At 55.4% G+C, this 26198-nt stretch carries 27 protein-coding genes and 1 pseudogene; 11 read left to right on the top strand and 17 right to left on the bottom strand.

What is annotated here, in order from left to right; translation table 11 throughout:
- Window positions 1-81 precede the first annotated feature (81 nt).
- The 5 genes from OP496_RS07460 to OP496_RS07440 all read right to left on the bottom strand — a co-directional run bounded on the left by OP496_RS07460 (window position 82) and on the right by OP496_RS07440 (window position 3427).
- Entirely contained in the window at window positions 82-246 is a 165-nt protein-coding gene (locus OP496_RS07460; protein WP_280562909.1) for a hypothetical protein, read from the bottom strand.
- A gap of 156 nt (window positions 247-402) precedes the next feature.
- A complete protein-coding gene (locus OP496_RS07455; protein ID WP_280562908.1) occupies window positions 403-1290 on the bottom strand; it encodes a LysR family transcriptional regulator in 888 nt (295 codons plus the stop codon).
- Window positions 1291-1375: 85 nt separating this feature from the next.
- Window positions 1376-1765, bottom strand: a complete 390-nt coding sequence (locus tag OP496_RS07450; protein WP_280562907.1) for a tautomerase family protein — start codon at window positions 1763-1765, stop codon at window positions 1376-1378.
- 58 nt (window positions 1766-1823) lie between these two features.
- Window positions 1824-2324, bottom strand: a complete 501-nt coding sequence (locus tag OP496_RS07445) for a pyridoxamine 5'-phosphate oxidase family protein (protein WP_280562906.1) — start codon at window positions 2322-2324, stop codon at window positions 1824-1826.
- 113 nt (window positions 2325-2437) lie between these two features.
- Window positions 2438-3427, bottom strand: a complete 990-nt coding sequence (locus OP496_RS07440) for an MDR family oxidoreductase (protein ID WP_280562904.1) — start codon at window positions 3425-3427, stop codon at window positions 2438-2440.
- A gap of 288 nt (window positions 3428-3715) precedes the next feature.
- On the opposite strand from OP496_RS07440, the gene OP496_RS07435 reads away from it, so the two are divergent.
- Window positions 3716-5158 carry a CoA transferase gene (locus tag OP496_RS07435; RefSeq protein ID WP_280562902.1) on the top strand — a complete coding sequence of 481 codons (1443 nt, stop codon included), beginning with the start codon at window positions 3716-3718 and terminating at the stop codon, window positions 5156-5158.
- A 239-nt stretch (window positions 5159-5397) separates the two neighbouring features.
- Entirely contained in the window at window positions 5398-5772 is a 375-nt protein-coding gene (locus tag OP496_RS07430) for a GFA family protein (protein WP_280562901.1), read from the top strand.
- Between the two features lie 244 nt (window positions 5773-6016).
- Here OP496_RS07430 and OP496_RS07425 read toward each other — a convergent pair whose 3' ends face one another.
- Both OP496_RS07425 and OP496_RS07420 read right to left on the bottom strand, forming a co-directional pair.
- Window positions 6017-6493 carry an NYN domain-containing protein gene (locus tag OP496_RS07425; protein WP_280562899.1) on the bottom strand — a complete coding sequence of 159 codons (477 nt, stop codon included), beginning with the start codon at window positions 6491-6493 and terminating at the stop codon, window positions 6017-6019.
- 101 nt (window positions 6494-6594) lie between these two features.
- Window positions 6595-7596 (bottom strand): LacI family DNA-binding transcriptional regulator, encoded by a 1002-nt coding sequence (locus OP496_RS07420; RefSeq protein WP_280562897.1) that lies wholly within the window; start codon window positions 7594-7596, stop codon window positions 6595-6597.
- 221 nt (window positions 7597-7817) lie between these two features.
- On the opposite strand from OP496_RS07420, the gene OP496_RS07415 reads away from it, so the two are divergent.
- From OP496_RS07415 to OP496_RS07405, 3 genes are read left to right on the top strand one after another with little or no spacing between them, the layout of a single operon-like run.
- A complete protein-coding gene (locus OP496_RS07415; protein ID WP_280562896.1) occupies window positions 7818-9008 on the top strand; it encodes a Gfo/Idh/MocA family oxidoreductase in 1191 nt (396 codons plus the stop codon).
- Window positions 9005-10084: a sugar phosphate isomerase/epimerase family protein gene (locus tag OP496_RS07410; RefSeq protein WP_280562895.1), complete on the top strand. Its 1080-nt coding sequence runs from the start codon at window positions 9005-9007 to the stop codon at window positions 10082-10084. Before OP496_RS07415 ends, OP496_RS07410 begins: the two co-directional genes overlap by 4 nt.
- A 29-nt stretch (window positions 10085-10113) precedes the next feature.
- On the top strand, window positions 10114-11346 hold the full coding sequence (locus OP496_RS07405; protein ID WP_280562893.1) for a nucleoside permease: 1233 nt from the start codon (window positions 10114-10116) through the stop codon (window positions 11344-11346).
- A gap of 461 nt (window positions 11347-11807) precedes the next feature.
- Here OP496_RS07405 and OP496_RS07400 read toward each other — a convergent pair whose 3' ends face one another.
- The 7 genes from OP496_RS07400 to OP496_RS07365 form a co-directional block, all read right to left on the bottom strand.
- The gene (locus tag OP496_RS07400; protein ID WP_280562891.1) at window positions 11808-11957 is read right to left on the bottom strand and encodes a hypothetical protein; all 150 of its coding nucleotides are present in this window, start codon (window positions 11955-11957) and stop codon (window positions 11808-11810) included.
- A gap of 28 nt (window positions 11958-11985) precedes the next feature.
- Window positions 11986-12495, bottom strand: coding sequence for a zeta toxin family protein (locus OP496_RS07395; protein WP_280562889.1), 510 nt, complete (start codon window positions 12493-12495; stop codon window positions 11986-11988).
- Between the two features lie 211 nt (window positions 12496-12706).
- Window positions 12707-13189, bottom strand: coding sequence for a hypothetical protein (locus tag OP496_RS07385; RefSeq protein ID WP_280562888.1), 483 nt, complete (start codon window positions 13187-13189; stop codon window positions 12707-12709).
- 112 nt (window positions 13190-13301) lie between these two features.
- Complete coding sequence (locus OP496_RS07380) at window positions 13302-14384, bottom strand: DUF808 domain-containing protein (RefSeq protein ID WP_280562887.1); 1083 nt, start codon at window positions 14382-14384, stop codon at window positions 13302-13304.
- A gap of 231 nt (window positions 14385-14615) precedes the next feature.
- Window positions 14616-14819, bottom strand: a complete 204-nt coding sequence (locus OP496_RS07375) for a cold-shock protein (RefSeq protein ID WP_011506055.1) — start codon at window positions 14817-14819, stop codon at window positions 14616-14618.
- A 282-nt stretch (window positions 14820-15101) separates the two neighbouring features.
- Window positions 15102-15404: a hypothetical protein gene (locus OP496_RS07370; protein ID WP_280562886.1), complete on the bottom strand. Its 303-nt coding sequence runs from the start codon at window positions 15402-15404 to the stop codon at window positions 15102-15104.
- A 154-nt stretch (window positions 15405-15558) separates the two neighbouring features.
- Window positions 15559-16368 carry a sulfite exporter TauE/SafE family protein gene (locus OP496_RS07365; RefSeq protein WP_280562885.1) on the bottom strand — a complete coding sequence of 270 codons (810 nt, stop codon included), beginning with the start codon at window positions 16366-16368 and terminating at the stop codon, window positions 15559-15561.
- Window positions 16369-16476: 108 nt separating this feature from the next.
- Here OP496_RS07365 and OP496_RS07360 point away from each other — a divergent pair, with 108 nt between their 5' ends.
- On the top strand, window positions 16477-17274 hold the full coding sequence (locus tag OP496_RS07360) for a helix-turn-helix transcriptional regulator (RefSeq protein ID WP_280562883.1): 798 nt from the start codon (window positions 16477-16479) through the stop codon (window positions 17272-17274).
- Window positions 17275-17527: 253 nt separating this feature from the next.
- Here OP496_RS07360 and OP496_RS07355 read toward each other — a convergent pair whose 3' ends face one another.
- Window positions 17528-17701, bottom strand: coding sequence for a DUF808 family protein (locus tag OP496_RS07355; protein ID WP_280563130.1), 174 nt, complete (start codon window positions 17699-17701; stop codon window positions 17528-17530).
- A gap of 528 nt (window positions 17702-18229) precedes the next feature.
- Here OP496_RS07355 and OP496_RS07350 point away from each other — a divergent pair.
- Both OP496_RS07350 and OP496_RS07345 read left to right on the top strand, forming a co-directional pair.
- On the top strand, window positions 18230-19378 hold the full coding sequence (locus OP496_RS07350) for an SIR2 family protein (protein WP_280562881.1): 1149 nt from the start codon (window positions 18230-18232) through the stop codon (window positions 19376-19378).
- Window positions 19375-21129, top strand: coding sequence for a DUF87 domain-containing protein (locus OP496_RS07345; RefSeq protein WP_280562880.1), 1755 nt, complete (start codon window positions 19375-19377; stop codon window positions 21127-21129). The genes OP496_RS07350 and OP496_RS07345 overlap by 4 nt, the downstream gene beginning before the upstream one ends.
- 216 nt (window positions 21130-21345) lie before the next feature.
- Here the strand turns inward: OP496_RS07345 and OP496_RS07340 are convergent, their stop codons facing one another.
- Window positions 21346-22449, bottom strand: coding sequence for a hypothetical protein (locus tag OP496_RS07340; RefSeq protein WP_280562879.1), 1104 nt, complete (start codon window positions 22447-22449; stop codon window positions 21346-21348).
- 417 nt (window positions 22450-22866) lie between these two features.
- Window positions 22867-23091 (bottom strand): annotated as a pseudogene (locus tag OP496_RS07335) (transcriptional regulator); the annotation flags it as partial.
- Window positions 23092-23095: 4 nt separating this feature from the next.
- Between OP496_RS07335 and OP496_RS07330 the strand changes: the two are divergent.
- The 3 genes from OP496_RS07330 (at window position 23096) to rarD (ending at window position 25785) form a co-directional block, all read left to right on the top strand.
- Complete coding sequence (locus tag OP496_RS07330; protein ID WP_280562878.1) at window positions 23096-23641, top strand: hypothetical protein; 546 nt, start codon at window positions 23096-23098, stop codon at window positions 23639-23641.
- A complete protein-coding gene (locus OP496_RS07325; protein WP_280562876.1) occupies window positions 23610-23789 on the top strand; it encodes a hypothetical protein in 180 nt (59 codons plus the stop codon). The genes OP496_RS07330 and OP496_RS07325 overlap by 32 nt, the downstream gene beginning before the upstream one ends.
- A 1084-nt stretch (window positions 23790-24873) precedes the next feature.
- The gene (gene rarD / locus OP496_RS07320) at window positions 24874-25785 is read left to right on the top strand and encodes an EamA family transporter RarD (protein WP_280562874.1); all 912 of its coding nucleotides are present in this window, start codon (window positions 24874-24876) and stop codon (window positions 25783-25785) included.
- The last annotated feature ends 413 nt before the right edge of the window (window positions 25786-26198 follow it).

Raw genomic sequence — 26198 nt, 5'->3', positions numbered from 1 at the left:
CCCGACAAATTAAGAGGATTTCAGTGATTAAGGCGTCAACGACATGGTTACGGGACGGATCAGTCGTTAACAGAACGGAATCTAGAAGCGCTCAAGTGATGACGCCGCGAATACGATGAGCAATGCCAGAAGCCCCAGTATCCCGAAGGCGTAGTGCAGTGTGACAAAATGTGCGGTAAAGCCAATCAACGGCGGCCCAAGCAGCATCCAGCCATAGCCCAGGGTCGCCACACTAGCGATGGCCACCCCCGGGGAGTATCAGGGTCGTTGGCTGCACGCGAAAAGGCCAGCGGTATGATGAGTGCGTAACCGATACCGAGGAAGAAGACGCCAATCAGCCACGCACGCAAGTAGTGACCATCGATACTGCGAGCCGAATGAAGGAACAACATACGCCGCCCTTCAGGCAAGGTTACAATTCAAGGTATTTCGGAAATCCTCGAAAACTGGCGTGTCGTAACCTTTTCGCCAGGCCAGTTTCGTAGTGACGTTGCAAAGTGGGATACACTTCAGGTTATTGGGAGGGTGCAGCGTTTGATAGACACTCTCCGGCAAGACCGTTGCATACCTACCTGTGCATGCCAAAGCAACCATCACATGATACGACGGCGACTCCTGAACCTCCCACTCCTCTCGCTCGGGAACCCCTAGATATTCCTCGGCGATTCTCCTATAGGTACATCCCAGCGGAAATGCTGCCAATTTTTTTACCGAGACATCATCCAGACCAGGATTTTCAATTCCTATGTCCGGATGCAGCAAGACAAGAGACTCTTCCCAAGCATCACGAAACTCCAATCCGAGAACATCCATTTTTTCCGCAAGTGGACTCTCGATAAAGGAAGGTGGAATGGCCAGAAAGGCACCATCGATCTTACCAGACCGAACATCATCTAGAAGCCGTATCGATGGGCTCGTTGTCAGATCTACGCCATGTTCGGGAAAAGACATGTGAAAAGCAGCCAGAAGTTCCGGCAGACGGCTCGCAGCCGTTGCCTCCATACTTCCAATCCTGATCGACCCGGGAGAACGTCCCCCCGAAACGACATGCATCGTCTCAGCTCGAAGACTAAGCATACGCTCAGCGTAATCAAGAAAGACCTCACCGGCAGCCGATAAGGAAAAGCTTTTCCCCATCCTCACCAGAAGCTCGGTGCCGATGCTCGCCTCCAACTTTTGAAGTCTCGTGGTCACGTTCGATGGGCTCTTTCCCAATCGCCGAGCTGCCCCCGTCACACTGAGCTCATTCGCGACGCAGACGAACACCCTGAGGGATTCAAAATCCTCCATTACGCCAACCTCCCTGTGCAAGAAATTCCGCTAATAAAGCACTCCACAGCATCTAGGTAACTCTTCCTATATAACTGACTATACGTCACAGCTCACCAGTAACGAACTGGGCTTCTCCAAGACCAAAACTCCAGTCCGACCCTGAGTTTTCTATCACCGAGACAACCAGGTCACTGGGTTTTATCCCACAATACGTTTCCAAGCGACTGGCCAAAGAGCGATAAAGCTCGACCTTCATCTCCTCCGGCCGTGATTTACTGATCACGGTCATGACAACGGCAGCCTCGGTCCTTTTCATGCCCAGCCCTGTATCGGAAAGAATCATCTCACTGGGCTTGTGGCTATAGACTATTTGGTAGCGATCCGAATCGGGTACCTGAAAGCTTTCAACAACGGCTTGATGCGCCGCATCAAGCAACGCCTTCAACTCGCATTCCTTCCTACCTTCCACAACATCAAACTTAACAAGGGGCATAAAGAATCCTGAACAGAACAGTTCAGCCCTCAATATTAGAGAAAAAATTCATCGACACTCACCCTAGGAGCAAGGCATTTCTGATGTCACCAATGGACACCTCCATTCGCATCTTAAGTGTCGTCGGCTCAAGTTCTTTTTCAGACAAGCAATTCAACCAGGCCTTTCTCGGCTCGGCGCAATAGAATCGCTTGACGCCCTCTTCGAGAAAGTTTTCCAGCTCGACGCTTTCGCCCGGATAGAGTATCCCGAAGGCCTTGCGGGCCTCATCTGGACCAGACACCTCTCGGGCCACACATTGCAGATAAAGACACATCAGGTTATTGGTCCCTCTTGCTCGCATCGAATCGTAAAAGGTCATGAAGACCCAACCATTGGCGGCAATGTTTCGGGAATGCTCCGCCTGCGTCCAAGACGACCAATAGAAGTTTAGGTCGGAGTCCGGAAGCGCGGTGACAGGTGTATTCCAAGGCACGTCGTCGCGCGACGTCGCGATATTAGCATAGAGACATTTTTTAAGAATTTCGGCCGAGCGACTCGCCAAGTTTACATCACCCATAAAAACCTCTCTTAGTTAACAGCAGTCATCATTTCATCAAACACTTTCAAAAAAAGCCTCCCAACCAAGTTTCGAACAGAAACGTGTGAGACGACTAGTAACATTTGGCGCCTTCAAACGTTAACATCTACGACTATCCTTCCTTTGAGCCTACCGGCCAGCATGTCCGGTGCTCGTTCAGAAACCTCATCAAGACCAATAGTCGTGATCATTTGCTGTAAAGCCGTCCGTTCTAAATATTTCGCGAGAAGGTCCCAAGCTTGAAACCTACGTTCCTTGTTGCAATAAACGCTATCTATGCCCACGAGAGTTATGCCGCGCAAAATAAAAGGTGCAACGGTAGCCGGAAAGTCCAATCCCTGGGCTAGACCACAGGCCGTGACCACACCACCGTATCGAGTACTCGCACATGCGCTGGCAAGCGTATGGCTACCGACTGTATCCACCACGCCACTCCAACGTTCCGGGGTCAGTGGTCTGCTTGATGAGCTAAGTTCCGTCCGATCGATGACGTCCGCTGCACCTTGACGTTTTAACCAATCGACTTCGCTGGACTTACCTGTGGATGCCACAACGCGATAGCCAAGGTTAGATAGTAGATTCATCGCAATACTACCAACGCCCCCCGAGGCGCCAGTGACCAAGACATCACCGTCAGCTGGCATGACATTGTGTTGCTGCAATGCAAGTACACACAATGCCGCTGTATAACCTGCCGTCCCGATAGCCATGGCCTCTTTAGTAGAAAAAGGCTCAGGTAGAGGGAGCAACCACTCGCCTCTCACGGCAGCGCGTTGGGACATCCCTCCCCACTTTGATTCGCCAACCCCCCATCCATTAAGCAGCACAGCATCTCCCACTTTAAACTTGGGGTCTTCGCTTTTAGTGACGAGGCCAGCGAGATCAATCCCGGGGACAAGAGGGAAGTGGCGTACAATGGACGACTCGCCCGTGATTGCCAGTGCGTCCTTGTAATTTAGCGTTGAGTACTCGACAGCAACTTCTATCGGCTCTTTAGGTAGCTGCTCGGTTGGAAGTGATGTAATTCGTGCTTGGTATCCCTCGTCATCTTTTGACACAAGGATCGCTTTAAAAGACGTCATATCGTGAGTTCCTTAAGCCGGAATCGCAATAAACCAGGGTTCTAGACGACGGTGGCACCCGCCTATCCCCCAAGCCTCATCATTCTCATATTGAGAACGATACTTGACTATCATTCTTTTTTCAAGAAAATGTGAGAGACGGATACGCCCCAGCCCACCACCCAGGGCGACGGGGTGCGAATACAGCGTGGTCCGGGAGTCCTGCGGCAGCCTTCATCGTGGTTTTGACCCACCTCGGTTACCACAGCCCAGAAGCACATCCTGCCCCCACATTTAGGAGCTATAGGAATGAGTCAAAAAATGGGAAAACTCAGCGCATTCGACGAGCTGATGGGCATCCGGGCTGGTCAGCAGCTTGCGCCCAATGAGGTGAGCTTTACTGGAGACGACCCTCTGTTTATATCTCCTTTTCGTATCGGGCAAACGTTGGCCCACGCACTGGCGGCACGCAGTGTGGCGGCAAACGATTTATGGCAACTGAAGACCGGACGCAGGCAATCCATCAGTATTGATGTCAAGGCAGCAGCAGCGACTGCGTTGGGCGGCGAAGACATGACACTGGTCCGCGATCATTCCGGGCACTACCGCCCCGCGCCAATTTCGGAAGATGTCGAGCATATGATGGCGCTCACCCAGCCGTGGCTGACGGCGGATGATCGATGGTTCGTACCCCATTTCAACTTGCCGCATCTCGAACGCCGAGTACTCGATGTTTTGCAATGCAAAAATACGCCTGATTCGGTTGCCGAGGCCGTACGACGCTGGAAAGCCGATGAACTTGAGGAGACTATCGCAGCAGCAGGCGCATGTGGCGGGAAGGTTCGTACGCCAAAGGAATGGCTTGCCCATCCCCACGGTGATTATCTCGCATCACGGCCAGTCGTTGAAATCACCAAGGTTGCCGATGGTGCACCACAGCCACTCCCCGAAGGTTCCCAGCCGGCATCAGGTATCAGGGTTCTTGATCTAACCCGTATTCTTGCAGGTCCAACGGCGGGCATTGGTATGGCCGAACATGGCGCTGATGTTCTGATGGTCACCGCACCCCACTTGCCCCAGGTCGCGCCTTTTGTACGCGATACTAGCCATGGAAAGCGTAGCTGCTTCCTTGATTACAACGACGCCTCGGACGCTGCTCGGCTCAGGAAGTTAGTTAGTGATTCGGATGTATTCATTGAAGGATATCGTCCCCATCGTCTTGAGGCTCACGGGTTCGGTATTGAGGAACTAGCAAAGCTTCGCCCTGGCTTGGTATACGTCAGTGTGAACTGCTACGGATCGGGTGGGCCCTTCGCATCACGGGCTGGTTGGGATCAGGTAGCACAGGCCGTAACCGGCATTTGTGATCTTCAGGGGCAAGCGACGAAGGCAGGCAAGCCCATGCTGACACCAGTTTATCTATGCGACTTCCTGACTGGCTACCTAGCTTCCTTTGGCGCCATGGTGGCACTGGCTCGACGTGCTCAGGAAGGCGGCACATATCACGTACAAGTCTCTTTGTGTCAGTCAGCCATGTTTCTTCAGCGCCAGGGGCTGCTTGAGCAGTTCGAGAATGCGCCGGGACGACTGTCGCCTGAAGAATTTGAAGCCTACGCCGTACATGACGACCACACTTCCTATGGTGACCTGAAAAGCCTTGGGCCTGTAATTCGCATGTCCGAGACGTCACCTCGATGGGAGAGAACGACACCTTCACTCGGTAGCGATACGCCAGAGTGGTTGTCGCGCTGAGATAGCGCCCGTCACGGTTGCTATCTAACCAATCTAGCACTGGGAACGTACACCGGAAAGATTATAGCCGCGCCATGCCTCATGACGCGCACTACTTCGAGCGCTTCGCGCAGGCCGGTGGGCGGATCGTGGAGCTCGACGTGCGCTAACGCCCCCACAAGATATGCGATGCCTGGCCAAGTCGTGCATGCTGATGGGCAAGGAGACAACGGCGTCTCTGAACCTTTGAGAGATCAATCATGAAATCATCAACTGGCGGCTGTCTGTGCGGCGAAGTCCGAGTCACCGCTCATGGCGAGCCACTTCGGGTCGGCATCTGCCACTGCATGGACTGCCGCAAGCATCACGGCGCGCTCTTCTATGCCGCCGCCGACTACCTCACGGAAGCGGTGACCATCGAAGGCGAACCGCGCGAATACCAAGGGCGCTACTTTTGCTCCATCTGCGGCTCATCGGTCTTCTCGATGAGCGACGGCGAGATCGAAGTGCACTTGGGTACGTTCGATGCACCCGATCGATTCATGCCGACCTATGAGCTATGGACCATTCGGCGTGAGCACTGGCTGCCGCCGTTTCCACTCGAAGATCGGTATGACCGAGATCGGGAGGGCTAAGATCAATTGAGCAATGCATTCCTTCCGGCACTTTCTTTAGGTTTGCCGCTCTACCAGCACCTGCAACGCTGCGACGGGACTCTTTTCAAAGACAACGTCCAAACCGTGCCCAGTTGCCACCAATGGTTTGCAAACTGCGAAACTTGACCACTCAAAGTGAGCATAATGCCCGATTTTTAAACTGCGGACGCGACCACGCCCGAGGCTCGTTCACACATCTGGATATCTATCGTGCATCGCTGAATCACCCCAACAGCAGGTCGCCCTCGATGGGTATGAACTGGCTCGCGGCGTTGATAAGGGAATTGGCGGTGAGTTGGGGCACGCCGTAAACCTCGACGCGCTTGCCATGCACCTCGCGGATCTTCTGCGCCAGCAGATCGAAGTCGCCATCGCCGGAGACCAGCACGATGACGTCCGCCCTCGCGGCGAACTCGATGGCATCCAGCGTGATGCCCACGTCCCAGTCGCCCTTGGCAGAGCCATCCGCGCGCTGGATGAATGGCTTGAGCCTGACCTCGAAGCCGATCGAGCGGAGGATGTTCTGGAACTCGCGCTGCTTGGTGTCGCCCTTATCGGTGGCATAGCAGCGGGCGGCCAGCACCTCCCGGTTCGCCGTCACCCTCGCCCAGAACCGGCGGTAGTCGAAGTGTTTGCCGTAGACTTCGCGCACGGTGTAGTAGACGTTCTGGGTATCCACGAAGATAGCGACGCTGGTCATGGAAAAGAGCTCCTCGGCAGGCATTGAAGCGCCAGCCCAATAGGCGAGCGTTGGCTTGTGAGTGCTTGGTCCGTGCGCCCGATGCGCTCAATAAGTGGACGCTAAGCAAGGTGCGGCCCCGTGCTCTCTCGTACCACCAGCTCGAAGGGCATGATGCGATGCTTGTCCGCTGCGTCATCTCGATCATCGATGATATCGAGCAGCAGGGCCACGGCTTCGCGACCGAAATCCTCGGCGGGCTGGGCGATGGTCGTCAGAGGAGGATCGCAGAAGGAAGCGAAGGCGATATCGTCGAATCCCGCCACCGAGATGTCCTCGGGTATCCGCAGCCCCGCCTCCTTGATGCGTCGCATGGCGCCCATGGCCATTTCGTCGCTCTCGCAGAAGATCGCCGTGGGTGGATTGGTTCGCGACAGCAGGTCGCCAGCCGCCCGATGTCCAGAAGATGGTGTGAAGTCACCGGGACACACGAGGCTGTCGTCGGGCATCAGGTCGGCGACGGCCAGCGCATCCTGAAAGCCAAGTAGACGATCTCGGGTCAAGGGGCTGTTGCGTGGCCCCTTGATCATGCCGATACGGCGGTGCCCCAGCGTCAGCAGGTGCTCGGTCACCGCCCGGGCAGCGGCTCGGTTGTCGAGCTTGACGGTGGGACACGGCGCCTCGTCGAGCACCTCACAGGCGTTGACCATCGGCGAGCGCGTCTTGCCATGCGACGCCGTGAAGGGGTCATAGGCACGCAACTGGATGAGACCGTCGGCCTGACGGGTCGACACCATGCTGGCATAGGCCCGTTCAGTGCATTCATCGCCCAGGGTGTTGCACAGCAGAATGCCGTATCCCCGCTGCTGCGCCGCTTCCTGGATGCCGCCGATCACCCGAGAAAAGAAGGTATTGGCAATGGTCGGCACCAGCACCACCAGGTTACGGGTTCGTTGCGACCGGAACTGCACCGCCGTGAGATTCGGTCGATAGCCGGCCTGCTCGACGGCGACCAGCACTCTATCGCGCGTTCCCGGCGACACGACGTCGGGCGTCTTCAAGGCGCGCGACACCGTCGCCACCGACACACCGGCCAATTCGGCTACCTTGCGAATATTGGTCATGCCTGGATTTATACCTCCCCTCGTCGCCTACCTCGACATCATCATGCGGGCCAGTCTACTGCATCATTGCTCCTGGCTCACCGGTGCTCCCGTCCGCGCCCCTGCGACCTAGGTCTCATTGAACCCATACGATTCACGAGCTAGTTTTCAGCAAAATGTAACCGGTTACACTTACATAAAAGACCGGCCGAGCCAGTCCAGCAAAACCCTGTGGAGGACGAATGACAACAGCGAAACGACGCGTGCGAATGGGCATGATCGGGGGTGGTGAAGGCGCCTTCATCGGCCGGGTGCATCGCCTGGCCGCCGCTCTGGACGGCGAGCTGGAACTGGCCTGCGCCAGCTTCAGCCGCGACCCTGACAACAATGCACGCACAGGTGAGGCCTGCGGCCTATCGGCACAGCGCCTCTACCCCGACTGGCAGTCACTGATCGACGGCGAACGCCGGCTCCCCGATGATCAGCGCATGGACGTCCTGGTCGTGGTCACGCCCAACCATCTGCACGTGCCCATCAGCCAGGCGGCGCTCGAGGCGGGCTTCCATGTCTTCTGCGAGAAGCCGGCGGCGACCACCCTGGCGGAAGCACGCCGGCTCGCCGCCACCCTTGAGGCGGGTCAGGGCCTCTATGGCCTCGCCCACACCTATCTCGGTTACCCCATGGTCTGGCAGGCACGCCGCCTGGTTAGTGATGGCGAGCTCGGCACCCTGCGCAAGATCCACGTCGAATATCCCCAGGGCTGGCTCGGCACCAACCTCGAAGGAACCGGCAACAAGCAGGCGGGATGGCGCACCGACCCCGCCATCGCCGGTGCCAGCGGGTGCATGGCCGACATCGGCACGCACGCCTTCGGCCTCGCCGAGTTCATCTCGGGACATCGCGTCACCGAGCTCTGCGCCGCGCTCGGCACCCACAGCGAACAACGACGCCTGGACGACGACGGCGACGCCCTGTTCCGCACCGCCGAAGGCGCCAGCGGCACCCTGATGGCCAGCCAGGTCTGCACCGGCGAGGAGAACGCCCTGAAGATCCGCCTGTATGGCGATCGCGGCGCGCTGGAGTGGCAACAGATGGAACCCAACACCCTGGTCCACCGGCGCCTCGACGCGCCCATGCGCGTGCTGCGCGCGGGGATCGACCAGCCCGGCCTGGCGCCGGAAGCCCTGGAACGCCTGCGACTGCCCGGTGGCCATCCCGAGGGCTATCTGGAGGCCCTGGCCAACCTCTATCGCGACTTCGCCGATGCCGTTCGGCGTGGCGAGCGCGGCGACGCTGCGGGCGTCCCCGGCATGGAAGACGGCCTGCGGGGCATGGCCTTTATCGAGGCCCTGCTGAAAAGCCAGGCCAGCACCGCCAAGTGGACGTCCCTCGATGACACTTCCCAGCGGCATGACGCGGAGACAACGACATGACAGGCACTCACGACAAGGGCATCAAGGGCCCGGGGCTCTTTCTCGCCCAGTTCCTCGACGACCACCCGCCATTCAACGATCTCGACACCATCACCCGCTGGGCCGCCTCGCTCGGCTATCGCGGCGTCCAGATGCCGACGACCGATCCACGCCTGATCGATCTCGAACTCGCCGCCGACAGCCAGGATTACTGCGACGAACTGACCGGACGCTGCGCCGAGGCCGGTGTCGCGATCAGCGAGCTCTCCACCCACCTGCAAGGCCAGTTGGTGGCGGTACACCCTGCCTTCGACGAACTGTTCGACGGCTTCGCCCCCGCGCACCTGCATGGGCGACCCGACGAACGTCGGCACTGGGCCGAGGAGCAACTCAAGCTCGCCGCCCGCGCCAGCCGCCGCCTGGGGCTGACAGCACACGGCACCTTCTCCGGTGCGCTGCTGTGGCCCTACGTCTATCCCTGGCCGCAGCGACCGTCGGGGCTGATCGAGGAAGGCTTCGCCGAACTGGCCCGTCGCTGGCGGCCGATCCTGGATGTCTTCGACGAGCAAGGCGTCGACCTGTGCTTCGAGATTCACCCCGGGGAAGATCTGCACGACGGCGCCACCTTCGAGCGCTTCCTCGACGCCGTGGACGGCCACCCCCGGGCGAAGATCCTCTTTGATCCCAGCCACATGGTGCTGCAGCAACTCGACTACCTGGGCTTCATCGATCGCTACCACGAGCGAATCGGCATGTTCCACGTCAAGGATGCGGAGTTCACGCCCAGCGCCCGCAGCGGGGTCTACGGCGGCTATCAAGGCTGGGTCGACCGCCCCGGCCGTTTCCGCTCGCTGGGCGATGGCCAGGTCGACTTCAAGGGGATCTTCTCGCGGCTCACCCAGTACGGCTACGACGGCTGGGCGGTACTCGAGTGGGAATGCTGCCTCAAGGACGCCGCCCAGGGCGCCGCCGAGGGCGCGCCCTTCATCGCTCGCCACCTGATCCAGCGCGCCGACAAGGCCTTCGACGACTTCGCCGATACCGGCTCGGACCCGAAGCGCAACCGACGCCTGCTGGGGCTCGACGAGACGAACTGACACCCACCACACAATAACGAGGGTTCGCCATGCTACGCACACGGCTCGGCATCATGATGTTTCTGCAGTTCTTCATCTGGGGCGGCTGGTTCGTCACCCTGGGGACGTTTCTTTCCCAGAACCTGGGCGCCAGCGGAGGCCAGATCGGCATGGCCTTCTCGACCCAGTCATGGGGCGCGATCATCGCGCCCTTCATCATCGGCCTGATCGCCGATCGCTACTTCAACGCCGAGCGCATCCTCGGCGTGCTGCATCTGGCCGGTGCCGCCCTGATGTTCGGCCTGTACCGCTCCCAGGACTTTGCTTCCTTCTATCCGCTGGTGCTGGTCTACATGATCCTCTACATGCCCACCCTGGCGCTGGTGAACTCGGTTTCCTTCCGCCAGATGCGCGACCCCTCGCAGGAGTTCGCCAAGATTCGGGTATGGGGTAGCATCGGCTGGATCATTGCCGGACTGGCGATCAGTTATCTGTTCTCCTGGGACAGCGCCGAGGCCATCGCCGGCGGCGCCCTGCGCCATACCTTTCTGATGTGTGCCATCGCCTCGCTGGTACTGGGCATCTATTGCTTTAGCCTTCCGGCCACTCCGCCCAAGGCGGACAACCGCAAGAGCGGGCTCAAGGAGATCCTGGGGCTCGATGCCCTGAAGCTGCTCAACGATCGCAACTACGCGATCTTCTTCATCGCCTCGGTGCTGATCTGCATCCCACTGGCCTTCTACTACCAGAACGCCAACCCCTTCCTGGCGGACATCGGCGTGGCCAACCCCACCGGCAAGATGACTCTGGGGCAGATCTCGGAAGTCCTGTTCATGCTGCTGTTGCCGATCTTCATCCACCGCTTCGGCATCAAGCTCACGCTGATCATCGGCATGCTGGCCTGGGCCGTGCGTTATGCCCTCTTCGCCTTCGGCGATGCCGGTGAAGGCGTCTACATGCTGTTGATCGGTATCGCCCTGCACGGCGTCTGCTACGACTTCTTCTTCGTCTCGGGGCAGATCTACACCGATGCACGCGCCGGCGAACGCATCCAGAGTGCCGCCCAAGGCATGATCACACTGGCTACCTACGGGGTCGGTATGCTGATCGGCTTCTGGGTCGCCGGCCTGGTCACCGACCACTACGCCACCGCCGACGGGCATGACTGGCAAGGCATCTGGCTGTTCCCCGCATGCTTCGCCATCGCCGTGCTGATACTCTTCCTGGTCGCCTTCAAGGACAAGAAGCGCGCCAAAGGGGGGACCGAGACGGAACAGACCTGAAAGAACCTCGGTCAGTTCGCCGGCATCGTGCCGGCGAACTGACCGGCACTTCACGAATCGACACTTCACGAATCGGCCCTGCTGTCCACGCTATATACCACCCAGGAAAGGTAGTGCCCGAGTTCTGGGGGAGCGCATCTCATCCGACGCTGACCGCCGTCGGTGTCACCTGGCTCTATGGATTCAACTTTGAAATCAAGGTAATCGCGAAGCTGCCGGAATCAACGTCCGGTTGGTCGAAACACCGTTGGGCCAGCCGGATAGTGGGTTCGGCTGGCCGCCTCACCCCAGCAGCAGATCGAAGTCGCCATCGCCGGAGACCAATCATTCGGCCAGCACCACCTGAACCGAAACAGCACCGTCAAAGCGCTACACGCCCTCCCTGACACACCAAAAAAGGAACCCGCCAGCGGGCGAGTTCCTATGATGTTCATCTCAAGGTGAGCTAGCGCGATGGACCCTCAGCGCTGATTCTTCGCCTGCTCAAGGACGCGCTTTTGACGAGCAATGGCATTGTCGATGACTTTCTTGCGCATCGCCTGCTTCTGCTCAGCGGTCGTATGGCGCGCAAACTGCGTCAACGGGGTCGATTTCGCAATTCGATCTTTCATGTTTCATCCTCTCGGGATATGGCGCCCTTCAACCTTTTCGCGGCTGCAAACGAACTGCCACGCTAATCGAGGATGTTGATAGACATATGAATATCTGCACATCCCGAGCTTTCTGCAACGAACGAGCGATGTTCTTGCTAGCGATATCGAAGCTCGCAAGAGTGCCGTCCAGAATGAACGACTGCCGCTGCTTCAGCATAAGGTCGTGAATTTTCTCCACCATAATCGACACGGCGCCCTGGAACAGCCAAGAGTTGTTGCCGGTATAGCCTGGCATTTCCTCCCGCAAGTCATCCGGGTCTATCCGCAGTATATTACCGAGGCCGTCGACCCCTTCCGCCTTTAGCTCATCGAGCGCCGCAACATATTCCTTGGCGATCTCGGTCTTTCCCGCTCCGGGTGAGCCCGCCATGAAGATCGAGATAGGCCGCTCTTCAGGTTCGTATCGTCTTGGGTCCGTTCGTTCACGTGCGATCCGCTTCTTATTACGCCTGGCAAACGCTACCGCATTGGCTATGATCTTTTCTTCGTCGTCCATGCACGTCTCCGAAAGTGCGAGGCATACCTCTTATCGGCAAAAAGGCCACCCGACTTCTCGGCTAGCCGTCACCTTCAACCAGAACCGGCGGTAATCGAAGTGTTTGCCGTAGGCTTCGCGCACGGTGTAGTAGACGTTCTAGGTATCCACGAAGATGGCAACGCGTGTCATGGCAAGGAGATCCCCGGCAGGCAGTGTAGCGCCAGCCCCATCAGGCGGGCGACGTGTCATCGGCGAGCATGTTCATGATCAGTCGGATCATCGTCTCTTTGTTGGCGGGGTCGGACTCCGCCACCAGCAGCGTCAGCGCGGCCAAGCCGACATCGTTGATCACGAAATAGAGCAGGTACGCAGCTTTCGACTTGATACTCGGATAGGCCGGCTCGCCGAAGACGGACTGATCGAGATTGCCGACGGAAATGATGGCATCGAGGTTGTAGTGTTGGATTTTACGGCGCACCTGTCGATGCCCTTCCTGTCGAACTACTAAGAAATCCTTAGTAGTTGCCTCCTCGGCCAACTCCTCGTCGCTGAAGATGTTCTTGAGGTGCATCAACACGTTCTCGGGCGTGGTCTCGAATACCTCGCCCATCTGCCGCTGCGTCAGCCATACGGTCTCGCGCCCTTCGTCCAGACGTACGTCGACTGCCTTCTCGGCATCCTCGTAAATCAGGATTTGTGATTGTTCGCTCATGTCGGCCAGGTCCCGGTGCGTTTACCAGCATTGAACATAGCACGGACGCGTAAGCGATTCTTGTCGCGCGAATGGGGTCGCGGTGGCTTCTCGTGCGGCACGGGACCCGTACCTATTCGGCCTTCGCCTTCCTGGAGGGCATGAAGTGCAGCACGCCCACGACGACCGAGCCCACCAGGAAGCCGATCACCGCAGAGCACAACGTATTGAAGCTCCAACCCAGCACGCCGCCCAAGCCACCGGTTGCCTCGCCGATGCCTTGCTCAAGATGGTGTACCCACGCATAAGGCGCGTTGAGCCAGCCCGTGCCATCGGCACCCAGGTTGACCAGCAGGATATGCCCGCCCACCCAGAGCATGGCGACAGTTCCTACGACCGAGATGGCCGTTAGCACCTTGGGCATGGCCGTCACCAGGCTACGGCCCAGCAACTGAATGCCCGAGCCATCCCGCTGGGCAAGCTTCAGGCCGAGATCGTCCATCCTGATCAACAGCGCCACCACGCCATACACCAAAAGGGTGATGAAAAACGCGACCACCACCAGGCTCGCCAGCTGCGACCAGAACCCCTGATGGGAGACGGCGGAAAGCGCGATCACCATGATCTCGGCGGACAGAATCAGGTCGGTTCGAACGGCACTGCTGACGATCTTTTTCTCCGCCGCCGGCCCCTTTTCGACCGTCGGCTTGCCGTCATCCTGCTCGCCGGAGAGCTTGTGCCAGACCTTCTCCGCACCTTCAAAGGCCAGGTAGGTTCCCCCCACCATCAGGATGATCGGCAATAGCCCGGGTAAGAAGTGATTCAGCAGCAAGGCCACCGGCAGAATAAAAATCAGCTTGTTACGGATCGACCCCAGCGCGATCTTCTTCACGATCGAGAGTTCACGCTCCGCCGTCACCCCTTGCAAGTACTGCGGGGTCACCGCCGTATCATCGACCACTACCCCGGCCGCCTTCGTCGTCGCACGCCCAGCGGCGGCACTCACATCATCCAGTGATGCTGCGGACAACTTCGCCAATGCGGCGATGTCGTCCAGTAGTCCTATCAAGCCGCCGATCATGGAAGCCGCCTCCATCAATAAAAGGTAAAGATAGTAAAGCACATTGCTGCTGCATGGCGGGCGGTCATGAAGTCGATGGTCTCGACGGCTCGTTCCAGGTCGAACGCCGCGCGCCGCAAACTCGCCTTTGCGCATGACTGGCTTCGCCGGGAATCTCAGGGACGTTAATACCGCATGGGCCTGGCGTCAGGGGAGAAAGTTCATAATGCACGGTGGAAGATGGGTGAGGCAGGCAGTGAATATTGATGCTGAAGATTCAACATCAGGCGAAATCTCACGCTTCTTGCACACAAAAACACCAAAGCCCGCCGAAGCGGGCTTTGGTGCTCGAAGCCTTGCGGCTCGACAGCGCAGGCTAACCGGGAGTTAGTGAGCCTTTACGTTTGAAGCCTGAAGGCCTTTCTTGCCCTGAGTCACGTCAAACGAAACTTCTTGACCATCCTGCAGGGATTTAAAGCCTTCAGCTTGAATTTCGGAGAAATGAACGAACAGATCGTCACCACCTTCGGCGGGAGAAATGAAGCCAAAACCTTTAGCGTCGTTAAACCACTTAACTGTGCCAGTTGCCATTTTCGAATTCCTTAGCGCGAAGCGCTTTTACTACGATTGCCGGGTACTACCCCAGATGAAATGGGTAAAACAAGGGGATATAACCAGGCTACCGAATGCTTCGAGTACAACTGACATATGCGACTTGCTACCAACTAAAAGCATCGTTTCATGCTGACGAGGGGGCGTCAATGGGGTTGTCGCTATAAAGCCCAGCGAGGCGGTATGGCGAGCGGCACCGTGCTCGACGAGCACTCGGTGACACCCTATCTGTGGCCGGCGGGATTCCCCCTCGCCACCTTTTTAGCCGAGTAACTGCGCGCGTGCGGCCTCGAAGCCATCCCGTACCGTGCTATGCGCGGCGCGCGTCTGCGCAAGGTGTCGCCTTTGCTGAATCGCCACACAACCATTCATCCACGCCACCAACAGCGTCAGCGCGGCCAAACCGACATCGTTGATCACGAAATAGAGCAGGTACGCAGCTTTCGACTTGATACTCGGATAGGCCGGCTCGCCGAAGACGGACTGATCGAGATTGCCGACGGAGATGATGGCATCGAGGTTGTAGTGCAGCCTCGCACGCTTGATCTTTCTGCCCCCGTCCACCTGAACTTGTAAGAATTCCTTACAAGTTCACTCCTCCACCAACTCTTCCTCAGCGTAGATATTTTTCAAGTGGATCGTGATGTTCTGCGGCTTGACGTCGAACACCTCAGCCATCTGCCGCTGCGTCAGCCATACGGTCTCATGAAGGCGAGGCTCAGTGCATGATGACCATCACCGCCAGCACTACCGTCAGTAGTAAAAGGTACACCCCGGCATGAATGCGGTCGGGAATGCGTCCGATCCATCGCGACGCCAGGCGAATACCGAGCCATGATCCCACCGCCAGCGCTAGCCAAGCGCGCAGATCCACATACCCCGCGTACCAGGCGCCCAGGGCGGTATCGCTGGCCGACAGCAACACATAAGTCGCGGTGCCACTCACCGCCATCGGCAACGACAACGGATTGGCCATCGCCGTGGCTGTCGTCATGCTGGCGCCTCTGCGGCGCATCAGCGGTACGGTCATCACGCTGCCGCCAACACCCAGCAAAGCGGCGACTGTGCCGATGAACGTGCCTGTCATCGCTGTTCCCAGACGACCCATGGGACGTACATCCCCGCTCGCCTGACGCAGGAAACCGGGCCGCAGGATGGCATCCGCAATCGTTATCCCCAGATAGCCGATGAACGCCCAGCGCACCCAGTCTCCACTCAACGCCACTGCTGCTGCCGCACCGAGCACGGCACCGATGGCGATATAACCCACCATCGGACGCACCAGATGCCATTGCACGTTCCGCCGTCGGTGGTGACGCCATGTCGATAGAGACGCAGCGAAGATCATCAGTGCGGTCGAAGTGGCTACCGCGATATGCATAGCCGCCTGCCCGGCCACGCTATCCGACCCATGGACGGCAATCAGCAAGGTATACATCAAGGGAACCACGACGAAGCCACCACCGAAACCGAACAGCACGGTAGTCACTCCGGCCAACCCTCCGCAGAAAAACAAAACGCTATACACCGGAACTCTCCTGATGGAACTCAACGACAGGAACGATATTCCGATAAGGGGTGGCCGACATTCGCCAGTTAGCCAATAATCATTTTATTTCGGCCATACTGACTCTAAATGCGCAATATTCCTCTGACGGACGTGGATCATGTCGTGCGGCCCATCGTGGCCATCGGCGCCGACTACCGCCCCGGCACCCTGCTCGACTTTCACAGCCATCGCCGTACCCAGTTTCTCTACGGCATGACGGGCTTGATGGAAGTCGACACCGATGACGGCACCTGGATGGTACCGCCCTACAGCGGTGTCTGGTTGCCGGCGGGCAAGCGCCACCGGGTGCGGATGAACGGCGTCAGTACCCGCAGCCTGTATATCGAACCCGTTGCGGCGCCACGCCATTCCCCCAGTTGCGAAGTACTGGTCGTGTCGCCGCTGCTGCATCATCTGCTGCTGGCCTCCGCCAACATGCCCGCGCTCTATGACGAGAGCGGTCGCGATGGTGCCCTCGCTCAACTCCTGCTGTATGAGCTGCAACTGGCGCCGTCGCTGCCGCTGTTTGCTCCTCTGCCCCACGATCCCCAACTGGCCAGCCTGTGTAGAGACTTCCTCGCCCAGCCGAGTATCCGTAGCCTGCCCGCGGAGTGGGCGCGGCAACTGCACCGCAGCCAGCGCACCTTCAATCGCCTGTTCCGTCAGCAGACCGGCATGTCATTCGGCGAATGGCGCCAGCAGGCCTGCCTGATGGCCGCCGTTCCCAGACTGCTATCGGGAAGCTCCGTTACCCGAACCGCGCTGGAACTCGGCTACGACAGCCCCGGCGCCTTCTCCAGCATGTTTCGCAAGGTGCTTGGCCAATCCCCGACCGCCTTTGCCCGCGCAGCTGCTCGCCAGGAGGAGCCGCCCAACCGTTGCTGATGCGGGATTATAGACGGGAACCAGATGATCGCGGACATGCGGAATCTAACGAGAGCCGAACTATCCGAGAACTCCAGATAGTGGGCATTGCTTCAGTTCCTAAAACCGCAATAGCGTCTGACGACGACTCGCCGACGTGATGCCATAGCAGCTCATCGATCCAGCAGCAGATCGCCTTAGATAGGTATGAGAAGCACCAGCCCTGGAAGGCGGCGCCGGTTTAAACACATGATACGCACTTCTAGGCTCGCACCTATTGGGAATGCACCTTCCTGGAGGAGATGAGGTACAGCACACCTACGATCACTACCCCGGCCGCCTTCGCCGTCGTACGCCCAGCGGCGGCACTTACATTATCCAGTGATGCTGCGAACAACTTCGCCAATGCGGCGATGTCATCCAGTAGTCCTATCAAGCCGCCGATCATGGAAGCCGCCTGCATCAATAAAAGATAAAGATAGTAAAGCACACGACGGCTATCCCCCGAGAATCATACGAGCGACGTGTCCGGGTCACCGGATTGAGACAGGAGAATTCACGAGGCCGCTTGCGCTCACCGAGCGCTGCAATAGCCTGCAAGGCAAAAAAAGCAAAACCCCGGCTCGTTAACCGCCTTGCATCGGTTGGTATCCAACCTTCAGAGGCAGCTCACGAGCCGGGGTCAGCGTGGCAGCGGCGTGGTATTCATGGTCTGACGGGTGTCTGGAATACCCAACGATTTACGACGAACCGAACCAGTACTTCACGGGGCCAAGCATCCACCTTCAGCATACTATAGGTCAGCTAACGGCCAAGAGCGGCCGTTGTTCAGCGGATATGTCTTGCATTACTGCACAGCTAAGTGTTTTCCTTTTCGCCTATCTTTTCAGTTTTTCTACTTCAGTTCTCTAAGCATCCTTACTTGACTCTTTTTTAGCTTTTAGAACCGTATATAAAACACAATAGTTGGATGGCTATGACAGCAGTCGATGATCTCTCGCCAATCCGTGAAGGTGGCTTCCAATCCGCAATCGACAACGTGGAAGACCTGTTGGCACAGGGCCGTCGCGTTTTTCTAGCTGGAGCGGGATGTGGTAAGCCCGCTGGCTTACCGCTGACCTTCGAACTGACAGACAAAGTGCTCGCTAGTGAGCAGCTGTCAGAAGAATCCCGAAAACTACTTTTTACGATTCGAGATAGCTTTGCAGGAGCGCATGACGCGAATATTGAGGATTATTTAAGCGAACTCGTTGATCTATTGGCGATTGCTGATCGGCGGTCTGGCAGAGGCGTAGACTGTAACGCAATACAAATAGGCGACGATACATATGACCGAGACGCCCTTCGAATAGCGGCCGACGAGATAAAAGAAGCAATCTCTGAGACTATCTTCATCGATGTTGACCCATCGGTGCATCAGCGTCTGGTTAGAACACTCCATCAACCGCTTAGGCCAGGCAAATCTGGCTCTGAGAGACAAGTTGATTACTTAGTACTTAACTACGACACAATTTTCGAAGATGCTCTAGCCTTAGAATGCGTTAACTTCACGGATGGAATGAGCGGGGGAGCAACAGGATGGTGGCAACCTTCGCTTCTAGATCAAACAGACCTTCATGCGAAAGTTTTGAAACTTCACGGCTCAATCGACTGGTGTCAATTACCAAGGGACCGTTATCCGCGACGTATTAGTTCCAAGCTCTCCTTAGGTGAGGGAGACCGGACGCAGATCGTTATCTGGCCCGCAGCCACTAAATATCGAGAGGCACAACTAGATCCTTACGCTGACCTTCTTAGGCGCGCACGCTCTTGCCTCAATCCGCCGGGAAACGATCAAAGGGTTCTATTAACATGCGGTTACAGCTTCGGCGATAGCCACATTAATATTGAACTTGACCGAGCGCTTAGGGCGTCTCGCGGCAACCTAACCATTGCAGCGTTTTGTCCCGATGATAGTCCTACTGGAATTCTCAAAGAATGGCATGACGATCCCAACTTGACCGAGCAGATTCTTATTTTCTGCAGTGGAGGATTTTTTCACGGGAATAGTTCTATCAAGTCAGACCAAATTCTGCCTTGGTGGAAGTTTGAAAACCTTGTTCGGCTGTTGGAGGGAGAACGGTGAGCAATTCAACTACCGCTGCCATAGCTCCGATTCAGAATCTTTCGATAGGGAAGGTCATAGAAGTGGACGGCGCGCGGGTCATAGCGGAGCTCGACTCTGAAATTACTGATTTATCTAGGATTTACGCCGGAGAAACTTACCCGATAGGTCAGTTTGGCTCGATTATCCGTATCCATTTCGGACGTCGCGTGATTTACGGAATGGTTGGCCGGCTACGAATGAAGGCGGAATACGAGGCGGAGATGGGCCTTGCGCCTCATGCATCTTCAGATGAACGCGTCGTGGAAGCCGAGCTATTCGGCGAGGCAAGCCGGGGTGTAGACGAAAGCGGAGCGGCGAAACTTGTTTTTGAGCGCGGTGTCTCTACTTATCCGCTTCCCCAGCAAACTGTCTACTTAACGCCGAAAGATGAGTTGCGAGATATATACAGTGGCACTGGACGGCCGGCAATTGAGCTGGGAACGCATGTAGGCACTAGCGATGCACCGTGTTACGCAGACTTGAATGAATTGTTGGGCAAACATACTGCGATTCTCGGTTCTACAGGGTCTGGCAAATCGGGTGCTGTAGCAGCACTTTTACATGGCATCGTCAACCATGGTAAAAAAAACGGTTATCAGGCCTGGAACCCAAGAATTGTCATTCTTGATCCGCATAACGAATACGGTTCGGCATTCGCGGATCATAAAAGGTTGTCTACGGATGAAGATTCATTAGCTTTACCGTACTGGATGCTGAATCTGGAAGAGACCGTCGGACTACTAGTAGGCAAGGCTGAGCATGCTGCAACGTCGCAAGCGAACATCGTGAAGAATGCGCTATTGGAGGTAAGGTCTCAGGCTGCGCGTGAGTTAGATTTCGATGACGAAAGAATCACAGTCGATGCTCCAATTCCATATATTCTGGGAGATCCTCGTGGATTAGATGAGTTTGGTGCTCGAGATGGAGAAAGGAGTACCGAAGGATTGGTCGGTGCTATCAACGCCCAACGCCCCGACAATAGGGATCGTAGACAGCATCAGGATTACGCGAAAGTTCTCAGTAAGCTTGAGTCATTGGTCAACGATGATCGACTCAACTTCATGATGCGTCCGTGGACCAGTAATGCGGATGAGTTGCCCCAGACGCTGGCACAGTTGGTAGGAGAGGGCTCAATGGTGAGAGTCATTGATCTCTCAGGTGTTCCGAACGAGGTGTCCGGTATTACCACGTCCGTGGTCAGCAGAATGTTGTTCTCGATGAAGGTATGGCAAACCTCTAGTGAGCGCGAGTCGAGTCCAGTGGTGCTCGTTTGCGAAGAAGCGCATAGGTATGTTCCGAATAAAGGCGAAGCGCAGTACGAAGAGGCGCAAAGTGCTATCCGGCGTATAGCGAAGGAGGGCAGGAAGTACGGTCTAAGTCTCCTGCTTGTATCTCAAAGGCCTAGCGAGGTGGAAGCTACCGTGCTGTCGCAGTGCAACTCTTGGTTAGTTCTGCGGACTACAAATGACGCGGATAGAGAACACGTAAGGGGTGTACTGCCAGATTCGATGACAGGGCTTTCTAGAATGCTTCCGGGATTGCGACGCCGTGAAGCGATCTTTGTTGGGCAAGCCGCCGCCCTACCGTCGCGAATAATCATTCGCAAATTGCGCGCTGATGAGACCCCTAAGTCGAGTGATGTGGATTTCGATAGTGGCTGGCAGTCTGAGCCCTTGGGTGACGAAAAACTGACTGAAGTCGCGCGCCGTTGGCGGTATCAAGAACGGTAAAACCTTCAGTGCGGAGAAAGCCTAAGCGCTTATTGATTGCCGAAGCGAATAAAGGAATGGCGGCTTTGGGTCGTCGGGTGCCGAAAAAGCACCTTCAGCATAGTCTTAAATTCAGCATCCGTCCAAAAGCGGTCGTTGATACTTCGCTGTTATTAACGCCCGCATTTGCGGCTGGTTTGGAGCGCAGCGGAAAACCAGTCCGACAATATGCGCTTGTTATGTTTGTAGTACAAAAATTGGTATTTCACCGTCCCAAAGCTCTCCATTGCCCCACTCTAACTCTACATGTGCTTTGAATCGGCTATGTGTTAATTCAGCGCTGGATATTTGAATACTAAGAAAACGTTTCACAAAATGCAGAGAAGGTGTTTTTCCTTTCTTGCTTCTACGTTCCATAGGTATCAAGGATAAACGGATAAGCTCCAACAGGATAAGCCTGCCAAATATTTCTAAATCATATTTATATTCGTTGTAATATTGTGTTGCTAAGGAACCTAACTCTTTTTCATCATCCATTTCACCTTTGATAGTACCCATGCAAATAGAGATCATTTGTTCAGCGTTATCTATTCCTTTAACCATTGCTAAACTTCCGTTACGAATAAAAATATCTCCTTCGTCATCAATTTCCATACTCATGCCTAAATCATGAGGGTTGGTTGCTACGGGTTTCTTATCTACATTGATGAATAAAAGATATTTACCTTCGGGTGAAACTTCTATTTTTATATCTAGGATTTTTCTCGCATCTCCCTGTGACTCAACAACAACGTATATTTCTGCCTCAGGCAAGGATCTAGATTCTAAAACATATTGATTCAGTGACTCCGCATCTCCTATTAATGGGGCTATTAATTCAAAACTCCATTCTCGGGAATGAACTGCATTCCAGTTTGCGAAGTAAACAATTCCACTCCCAAGCTGAATTAGAGTTGCGTGCTTGCTTGAATATTCTTGCGTAGGTAATTTAAGACTGTCTGCGGCTCTTTTTTCAGCTTGCTCTTTCCAGTCGTACAGTGTTCTTGCTGAATATTCAGTGTAATCAGCGTCGATCAAGTTTCCATGATATCTGCACATCCAAACTCCATTTGTGATATGCCTCCTTTCATCAGAAGTCATTTTAGAATTGTACCTAGGCCCCCCAGAAGCCGCGGCATGTATGTGTGCAGCAATACCATTATTAATCTTTTTTGTTGGATCATCAGAGTTGGGGCCAACTGTATTTCTACCACATCCTGGGAATGAGCATTTCCAGCTAACGCGTTCAGCCATTGTCTTTTTGTCACTTGGGGTAAAATCATCCCGATCATTACTACTCATAACTCTCCGTTCACGATGAGAATATAACCGCATATTAGACAGCGCGTTCTATGATTGAATGAACGTGCTGGCACTTCTTTCCGAAAATGCAGCCTGCCAGATTTTCCCAAGCCTATGATCCTTTGAGCTATTAATTTCCACTAGGCCGTAAAGCCAAAAATGACCGCTTTGGGTCGAAAACGGACTTCCACCTTACCCGCCCAGCTTTAAACACTCTTACCACCCGGCACGCCCCAGCCTCGTGATCACCCAATGCAATACATACCCAGCCACACTACCGCCCGGGGATATCATACTTTCCCTGTGACCCGCTAAGCGTTGTTCTCCTTGTACTTCCTATCAGCCGCTAGCCTTGGCTTTAACCCAACTTAGCCTTGCTCGGTAACATTTTGCAATGGGACTTATCGGTAGGTTCGGGAAGTCGGCCATGACCCGACACAGCTCGGCGTCGGTGAACAGCATCCAGAGTAGATTACGATACTCAGCTGGTTGACGGTCGAAGCCGAATACCCGCGCCGCCGCGTCGTTCCACGCCAGCACGTCCCAACGCAGGTTCAGTACGTAGCTGGGACGTGTCGTCAGGTCGTCCATCAGGCGCTTTACCAGAGGCGGCACCTGACACCAGGTCTTGCCCGGCTCGACGCGCGTGCTGGCCGCCATCGCCAGCCTGGGCATGTATACCTTTATCGCGCCGCTGATCGGCGCCCACGGCGAGCGCTCGGTGACGCCCTATCTGTGGGTGTGGGGCGTGGGTGGGGTGCTCGGCAGCTTCTTGATCGGCACTCTGGCCGACCGCTTCTCAGGCCCCAGGCTCACCTTCGCCATCATGCTGCTATTAGGTATCGCGTTGATCACCCTGCCACTGCTGCTTGGCATCAGCCCTTGGCTGGCGCTGATCCCGATTGCGCTGTGGGGCGCAGTGGGCTGGGCACTGCAGGTGCCCCAGAACAACGAGTTGATGAAAGCCCGCGAATCCCAGGGCGACGGCAATCTCGTGGTGGCCCTGAACGAATCCGCCCTCTATCTCGGCAGTGCCTTCGGCGCCTCGCTCGGTGGGCTCGCCCTGGCGCTGCGGATGCCTGTCGACACGCTCTCCATCGTCGCCGGGCTCGTGGCGCTATCGGGCATGGGCGTACAGGCATGGCTGCTGACGCAGGACCATGCAGAGCCTCGCCGCCTTTACCGGCGCTGACTACCAGTCACCGGGTGCGTTGGACTACGTCAACTTCCTCCGGGCAACTCAGCTGTGTACCAACGATGTGCAGCAAATAGCTTTCGCCTTCGAGCGTGCCGTCTTCAATGCCATTTTCAATAACCGGGACGATCATCCGCCTACCTGATGTCGCCTACGGGCCTATGGCAGCTGGCGCCGGCGTATGAGCTTTGGAGCATTCGACGTGAATATTGGCTGCTGCCCTTCCCTGGCGTGGAGCGATATGATCGAGATAGGGAAGATTGAGCATGCTCGTAACACTGCGATGTAAACGCATCATTACCGCTAACAACATCAAATCATGTGGCGAGAACCGCTCTGCTGAGTAACCTCACTCAACCAATGTCGGCCAACCTGATTCAGCACCTACCGCTTAGGCCAAAAATAATGCCAGGAAGCGCTGTTGCGATAGTCACCATCCCCTTAAGGTTTCGCTGTTTTTTTGGCGAGCGGCCCAAAGCCAGGGTATCGCTAGGCGTGATGACCACCCTACCCGCCATCTGGTTAACCGCGGACGGGGGTAAGCCAAGCAAAGCGCGGATGAGTAGCGGCACCAAAACGAGCCAGCTATTTGGTTTAAGCGCAAGCTTTGGGTTTGCCATGCAGCTTCACGTTCTTGGCCAGGTGCCCAACCACGTTGCTTTTTAGGCATCGCACTCCGTATGTTAAGCGGCGCCGTATGTTGTCTGCCCTTTTATCAATACGCAGGCTCGGCACGAAAGCGCTTTCCACTGTTGGCAACTGCAGCGGGAGGTATCAGTGCATGGGGGCTAACGCTATATGCGTTAGCGGGGGGGAAGGCCAGCTTGCCATCATCAGCATCGTGATTGTATCGATGTACCCACTGATACCGGTCGTGTGTGGCTCGCTGCTGAGCAGGGAAAAGATGATTGTCACCAATATGGTAGGTATACGCCTGCTATGTTTCCTGGTCACTTTAGGGTATATAAGATTCAGTTCGGAAAGCGTAGATTGGGCAAAGTCTTTAAACTCTAACCACCCTAGCAGCGCCTCAAATTTAACTCGTTGCGACGGCATGATGTGGAAGATCTTATTAAGCCAGTGACGCTAATCCATGGAAAGTGCGCATCAAACACCTAAAACGAAAAAATCTTGCGTAAAAGGCCTTAAAAAATAGTCATTTTTGATAGTGAATTATAGGAAAATAAAGCCCGAGCGAGCTAATTTTTCCAAACAGGTGCGGGTTAAAAATGAACACTACGATTGGAGTCACATTGAATGTGATAGCATCTTTCTTATTTGCATCCATGTTTGCCTACACTTCTCTTCTTACCAATCTTAATGGGGAAGAAATTTTTGGGTGGCGTATGCTTTTAACATTTCCTTGTTTGACTGTATTTATCATAGCAAGGGGATACTGGGGGCAAATTGTGACGATATGTCAAAGGCTCACTCAGAGCATAATGTTTGTTGTAACAAGGATTTTTTCAGCAGCAATGTTGAGCTTCCAACTCTGGCTATTCGTTTGGGCCCCTGGAAACGGTCATGGCCTATCAGTATCCCTTGGCTATTTTATAATGCCGTTAACAATGGTTCTGATAGGAAAAATAGCTTTTCAAGATAGAATGACGGGGTATCAGAAAGTAGCATGCTTTTCCGCGTTGCTTGGCATACTTTATCAAATAGGGTTTTCTGAAAATATTGCCTGGCCGACCTTGGCTGTAGGGTTGGGATATCCAGTGTATTTCTGGCTAAGAAGAAAAACAGACACGAATAACATTGGGGGCTTGTGGGTGGACATGGTTTTGAGCTTACCAATAAGTATAATCTTTATTTATTCTGGCGGAGAAATAACATCAGACATCTTGGGTAATATAGATACACTGTGGCTAGTAATAGGACTTGGAGTGTTGAGTGCCTCTGCCCTCACATTTCAAGCTTTATCAGGCCCTCACCTTAACTTGACACTTTTTGGACTACTAGTATATGTAGAGCCAGCTTTACTTTTAGTAGTCGCCTTAATACTTGGGGAAGAAATCAAAGCTTCAGAATGGCCTACCTACTTGGCAATATGGTTTTCCGTATTTCTTCTTATAGCAGAAGGCGTCACTAGGCTTGGCATTAACAATAAGTTTAGAAGAAGAAAAAACATGCACATCTAAATATTAAAACCCTACTCTAAGCCTTAGTGCCAGTGAGTCAAAATTGTCATTAATTCACTGACAGTGCGATATTCCGGTATTGGTGATTTACTAATATTGGATTTCTATGAATTGTAGTCAAGAAATTGTTCGTGTCTCACCTAAACATTTTACCAGCCTCTCAGATACTCCCCCCGATTTGATTAACAAATTAATGGGGCACGCCGGCGTCACTTTGCGAAGATCCCTTGAGTTGGATACAGCTAAACGTATTTTCGAGAAAACGCAGGCTTGAGGCACGAACAAACGCCTCACCCTTATTTGGGCTCTTCGTCGTTGGGTGTGGAATTCGCCCCCTGAGCTAGGTCAGGATATGACCTCCACTTGGACAGGAGGCATGGCATGGACGGCACCCAGATTTTGACCCTCGGCCT

The sequence above is a fragment of the Chromohalobacter sp. 48-RD10 genome, assembly GCF_029889785.1.
In the GTDB taxonomy this organism is placed as follows: Bacteria; Pseudomonadota; Gammaproteobacteria; order Pseudomonadales; family Halomonadaceae; genus Chromohalobacter.
The sequence above is the reverse complement of the archived record's forward strand: the minus strand, read 5'-3'. Positions and strand labels throughout refer to the sequence as shown.

Coding starts and splice junctions, on each gene's coding strand:
- OP496_RS07455 (WP_280562908.1), bottom strand. CDS start 1,290: ATGGAGGATTTTGAATCCCTCAGGGTGTTCGTCTGCGTCGCGAATGAG.
- OP496_RS07450 (WP_280562907.1), bottom strand. CDS start 1,765: ATGCCCCTTGTTAAGTTTGATGTTGTGGAAGGTAGGAAGGAATGCGAG.
- OP496_RS07445 (WP_280562906.1), bottom strand. CDS start 2,324: ATGGGTGATGTAAACTTGGCGAGTCGCTCGGCCGAAATTCTTAAAAAA.
- OP496_RS07440 (WP_280562904.1), bottom strand. CDS start 3,427: ATGACGTCTTTTAAAGCGATCCTTGTGTCAAAAGATGACGAGGGATAC.
- OP496_RS07435 (WP_280562902.1), top strand. CDS start 3,716: ATGAGTCAAAAAATGGGAAAACTCAGCGCATTCGACGAGCTGATGGGC.
- OP496_RS07430 (WP_280562901.1), top strand. CDS start 5,398: ATGAAATCATCAACTGGCGGCTGTCTGTGCGGCGAAGTCCGAGTCACC.
- OP496_RS07425 (WP_280562899.1), bottom strand. CDS start 6,493: ATGACCAGCGTCGCTATCTTCGTGGATACCCAGAACGTCTACTACACC.
- OP496_RS07420 (WP_280562897.1), bottom strand. CDS start 7,596: ATGACCAATATTCGCAAGGTAGCCGAATTGGCCGGTGTGTCGGTGGCG.
- OP496_RS07415 (WP_280562896.1), top strand. CDS start 7,818: ATGACAACAGCGAAACGACGCGTGCGAATGGGCATGATCGGGGGTGGT.
- OP496_RS07410 (WP_280562895.1), top strand. CDS start 9,005: ATGACAGGCACTCACGACAAGGGCATCAAGGGCCCGGGGCTCTTTCTC.
- OP496_RS07405 (WP_280562893.1), top strand. CDS start 10,114: ATGCTACGCACACGGCTCGGCATCATGATGTTTCTGCAGTTCTTCATC.
- OP496_RS07400 (WP_280562891.1), bottom strand. CDS start 11,957: ATGAAAGATCGAATTGCGAAATCGACCCCGTTGACGCAGTTTGCGCGC.
- OP496_RS07395 (WP_280562889.1), bottom strand. CDS start 12,495: ATGGACGACGAAGAAAAGATCATAGCCAATGCGGTAGCGTTTGCCAGG.
- OP496_RS07385 (WP_280562888.1), bottom strand. CDS start 13,189: ATGAGCGAACAATCACAAATCCTGATTTACGAGGATGCCGAGAAGGCA.
- OP496_RS07380 (WP_280562887.1), bottom strand. CDS start 14,384: ATGCGCAAAGGCGAGTTTGCGGCGCGCGGCGTTCGACCTGGAACGAGC.
- OP496_RS07375 (WP_011506055.1), bottom strand. CDS start 14,819: ATGGCAACTGGCACAGTTAAGTGGTTTAACGACGCTAAAGGTTTTGGC.
- OP496_RS07360 (WP_280562883.1), top strand. CDS start 16,477: ATGCGCAATATTCCTCTGACGGACGTGGATCATGTCGTGCGGCCCATC.
- OP496_RS07355 (WP_280563130.1), bottom strand. CDS start 17,701: ATGATCGGCGGCTTGATAGGACTACTGGATGACATCGCCGCATTGGCG.
- OP496_RS07350 (WP_280562881.1), top strand. CDS start 18,230: ATGACAGCAGTCGATGATCTCTCGCCAATCCGTGAAGGTGGCTTCCAA.
- OP496_RS07340 (WP_280562879.1), bottom strand. CDS start 22,449: ATGAGTAGTAATGATCGGGATGATTTTACCCCAAGTGACAAAAAGACA.
- OP496_RS07325 (WP_280562876.1), top strand. CDS start 23,610: ATGCAGAGCCTCGCCGCCTTTACCGGCGCTGACTACCAGTCACCGGGT.
- rarD (WP_280562874.1), top strand. CDS start 24,874: ATGAACACTACGATTGGAGTCACATTGAATGTGATAGCATCTTTCTTA.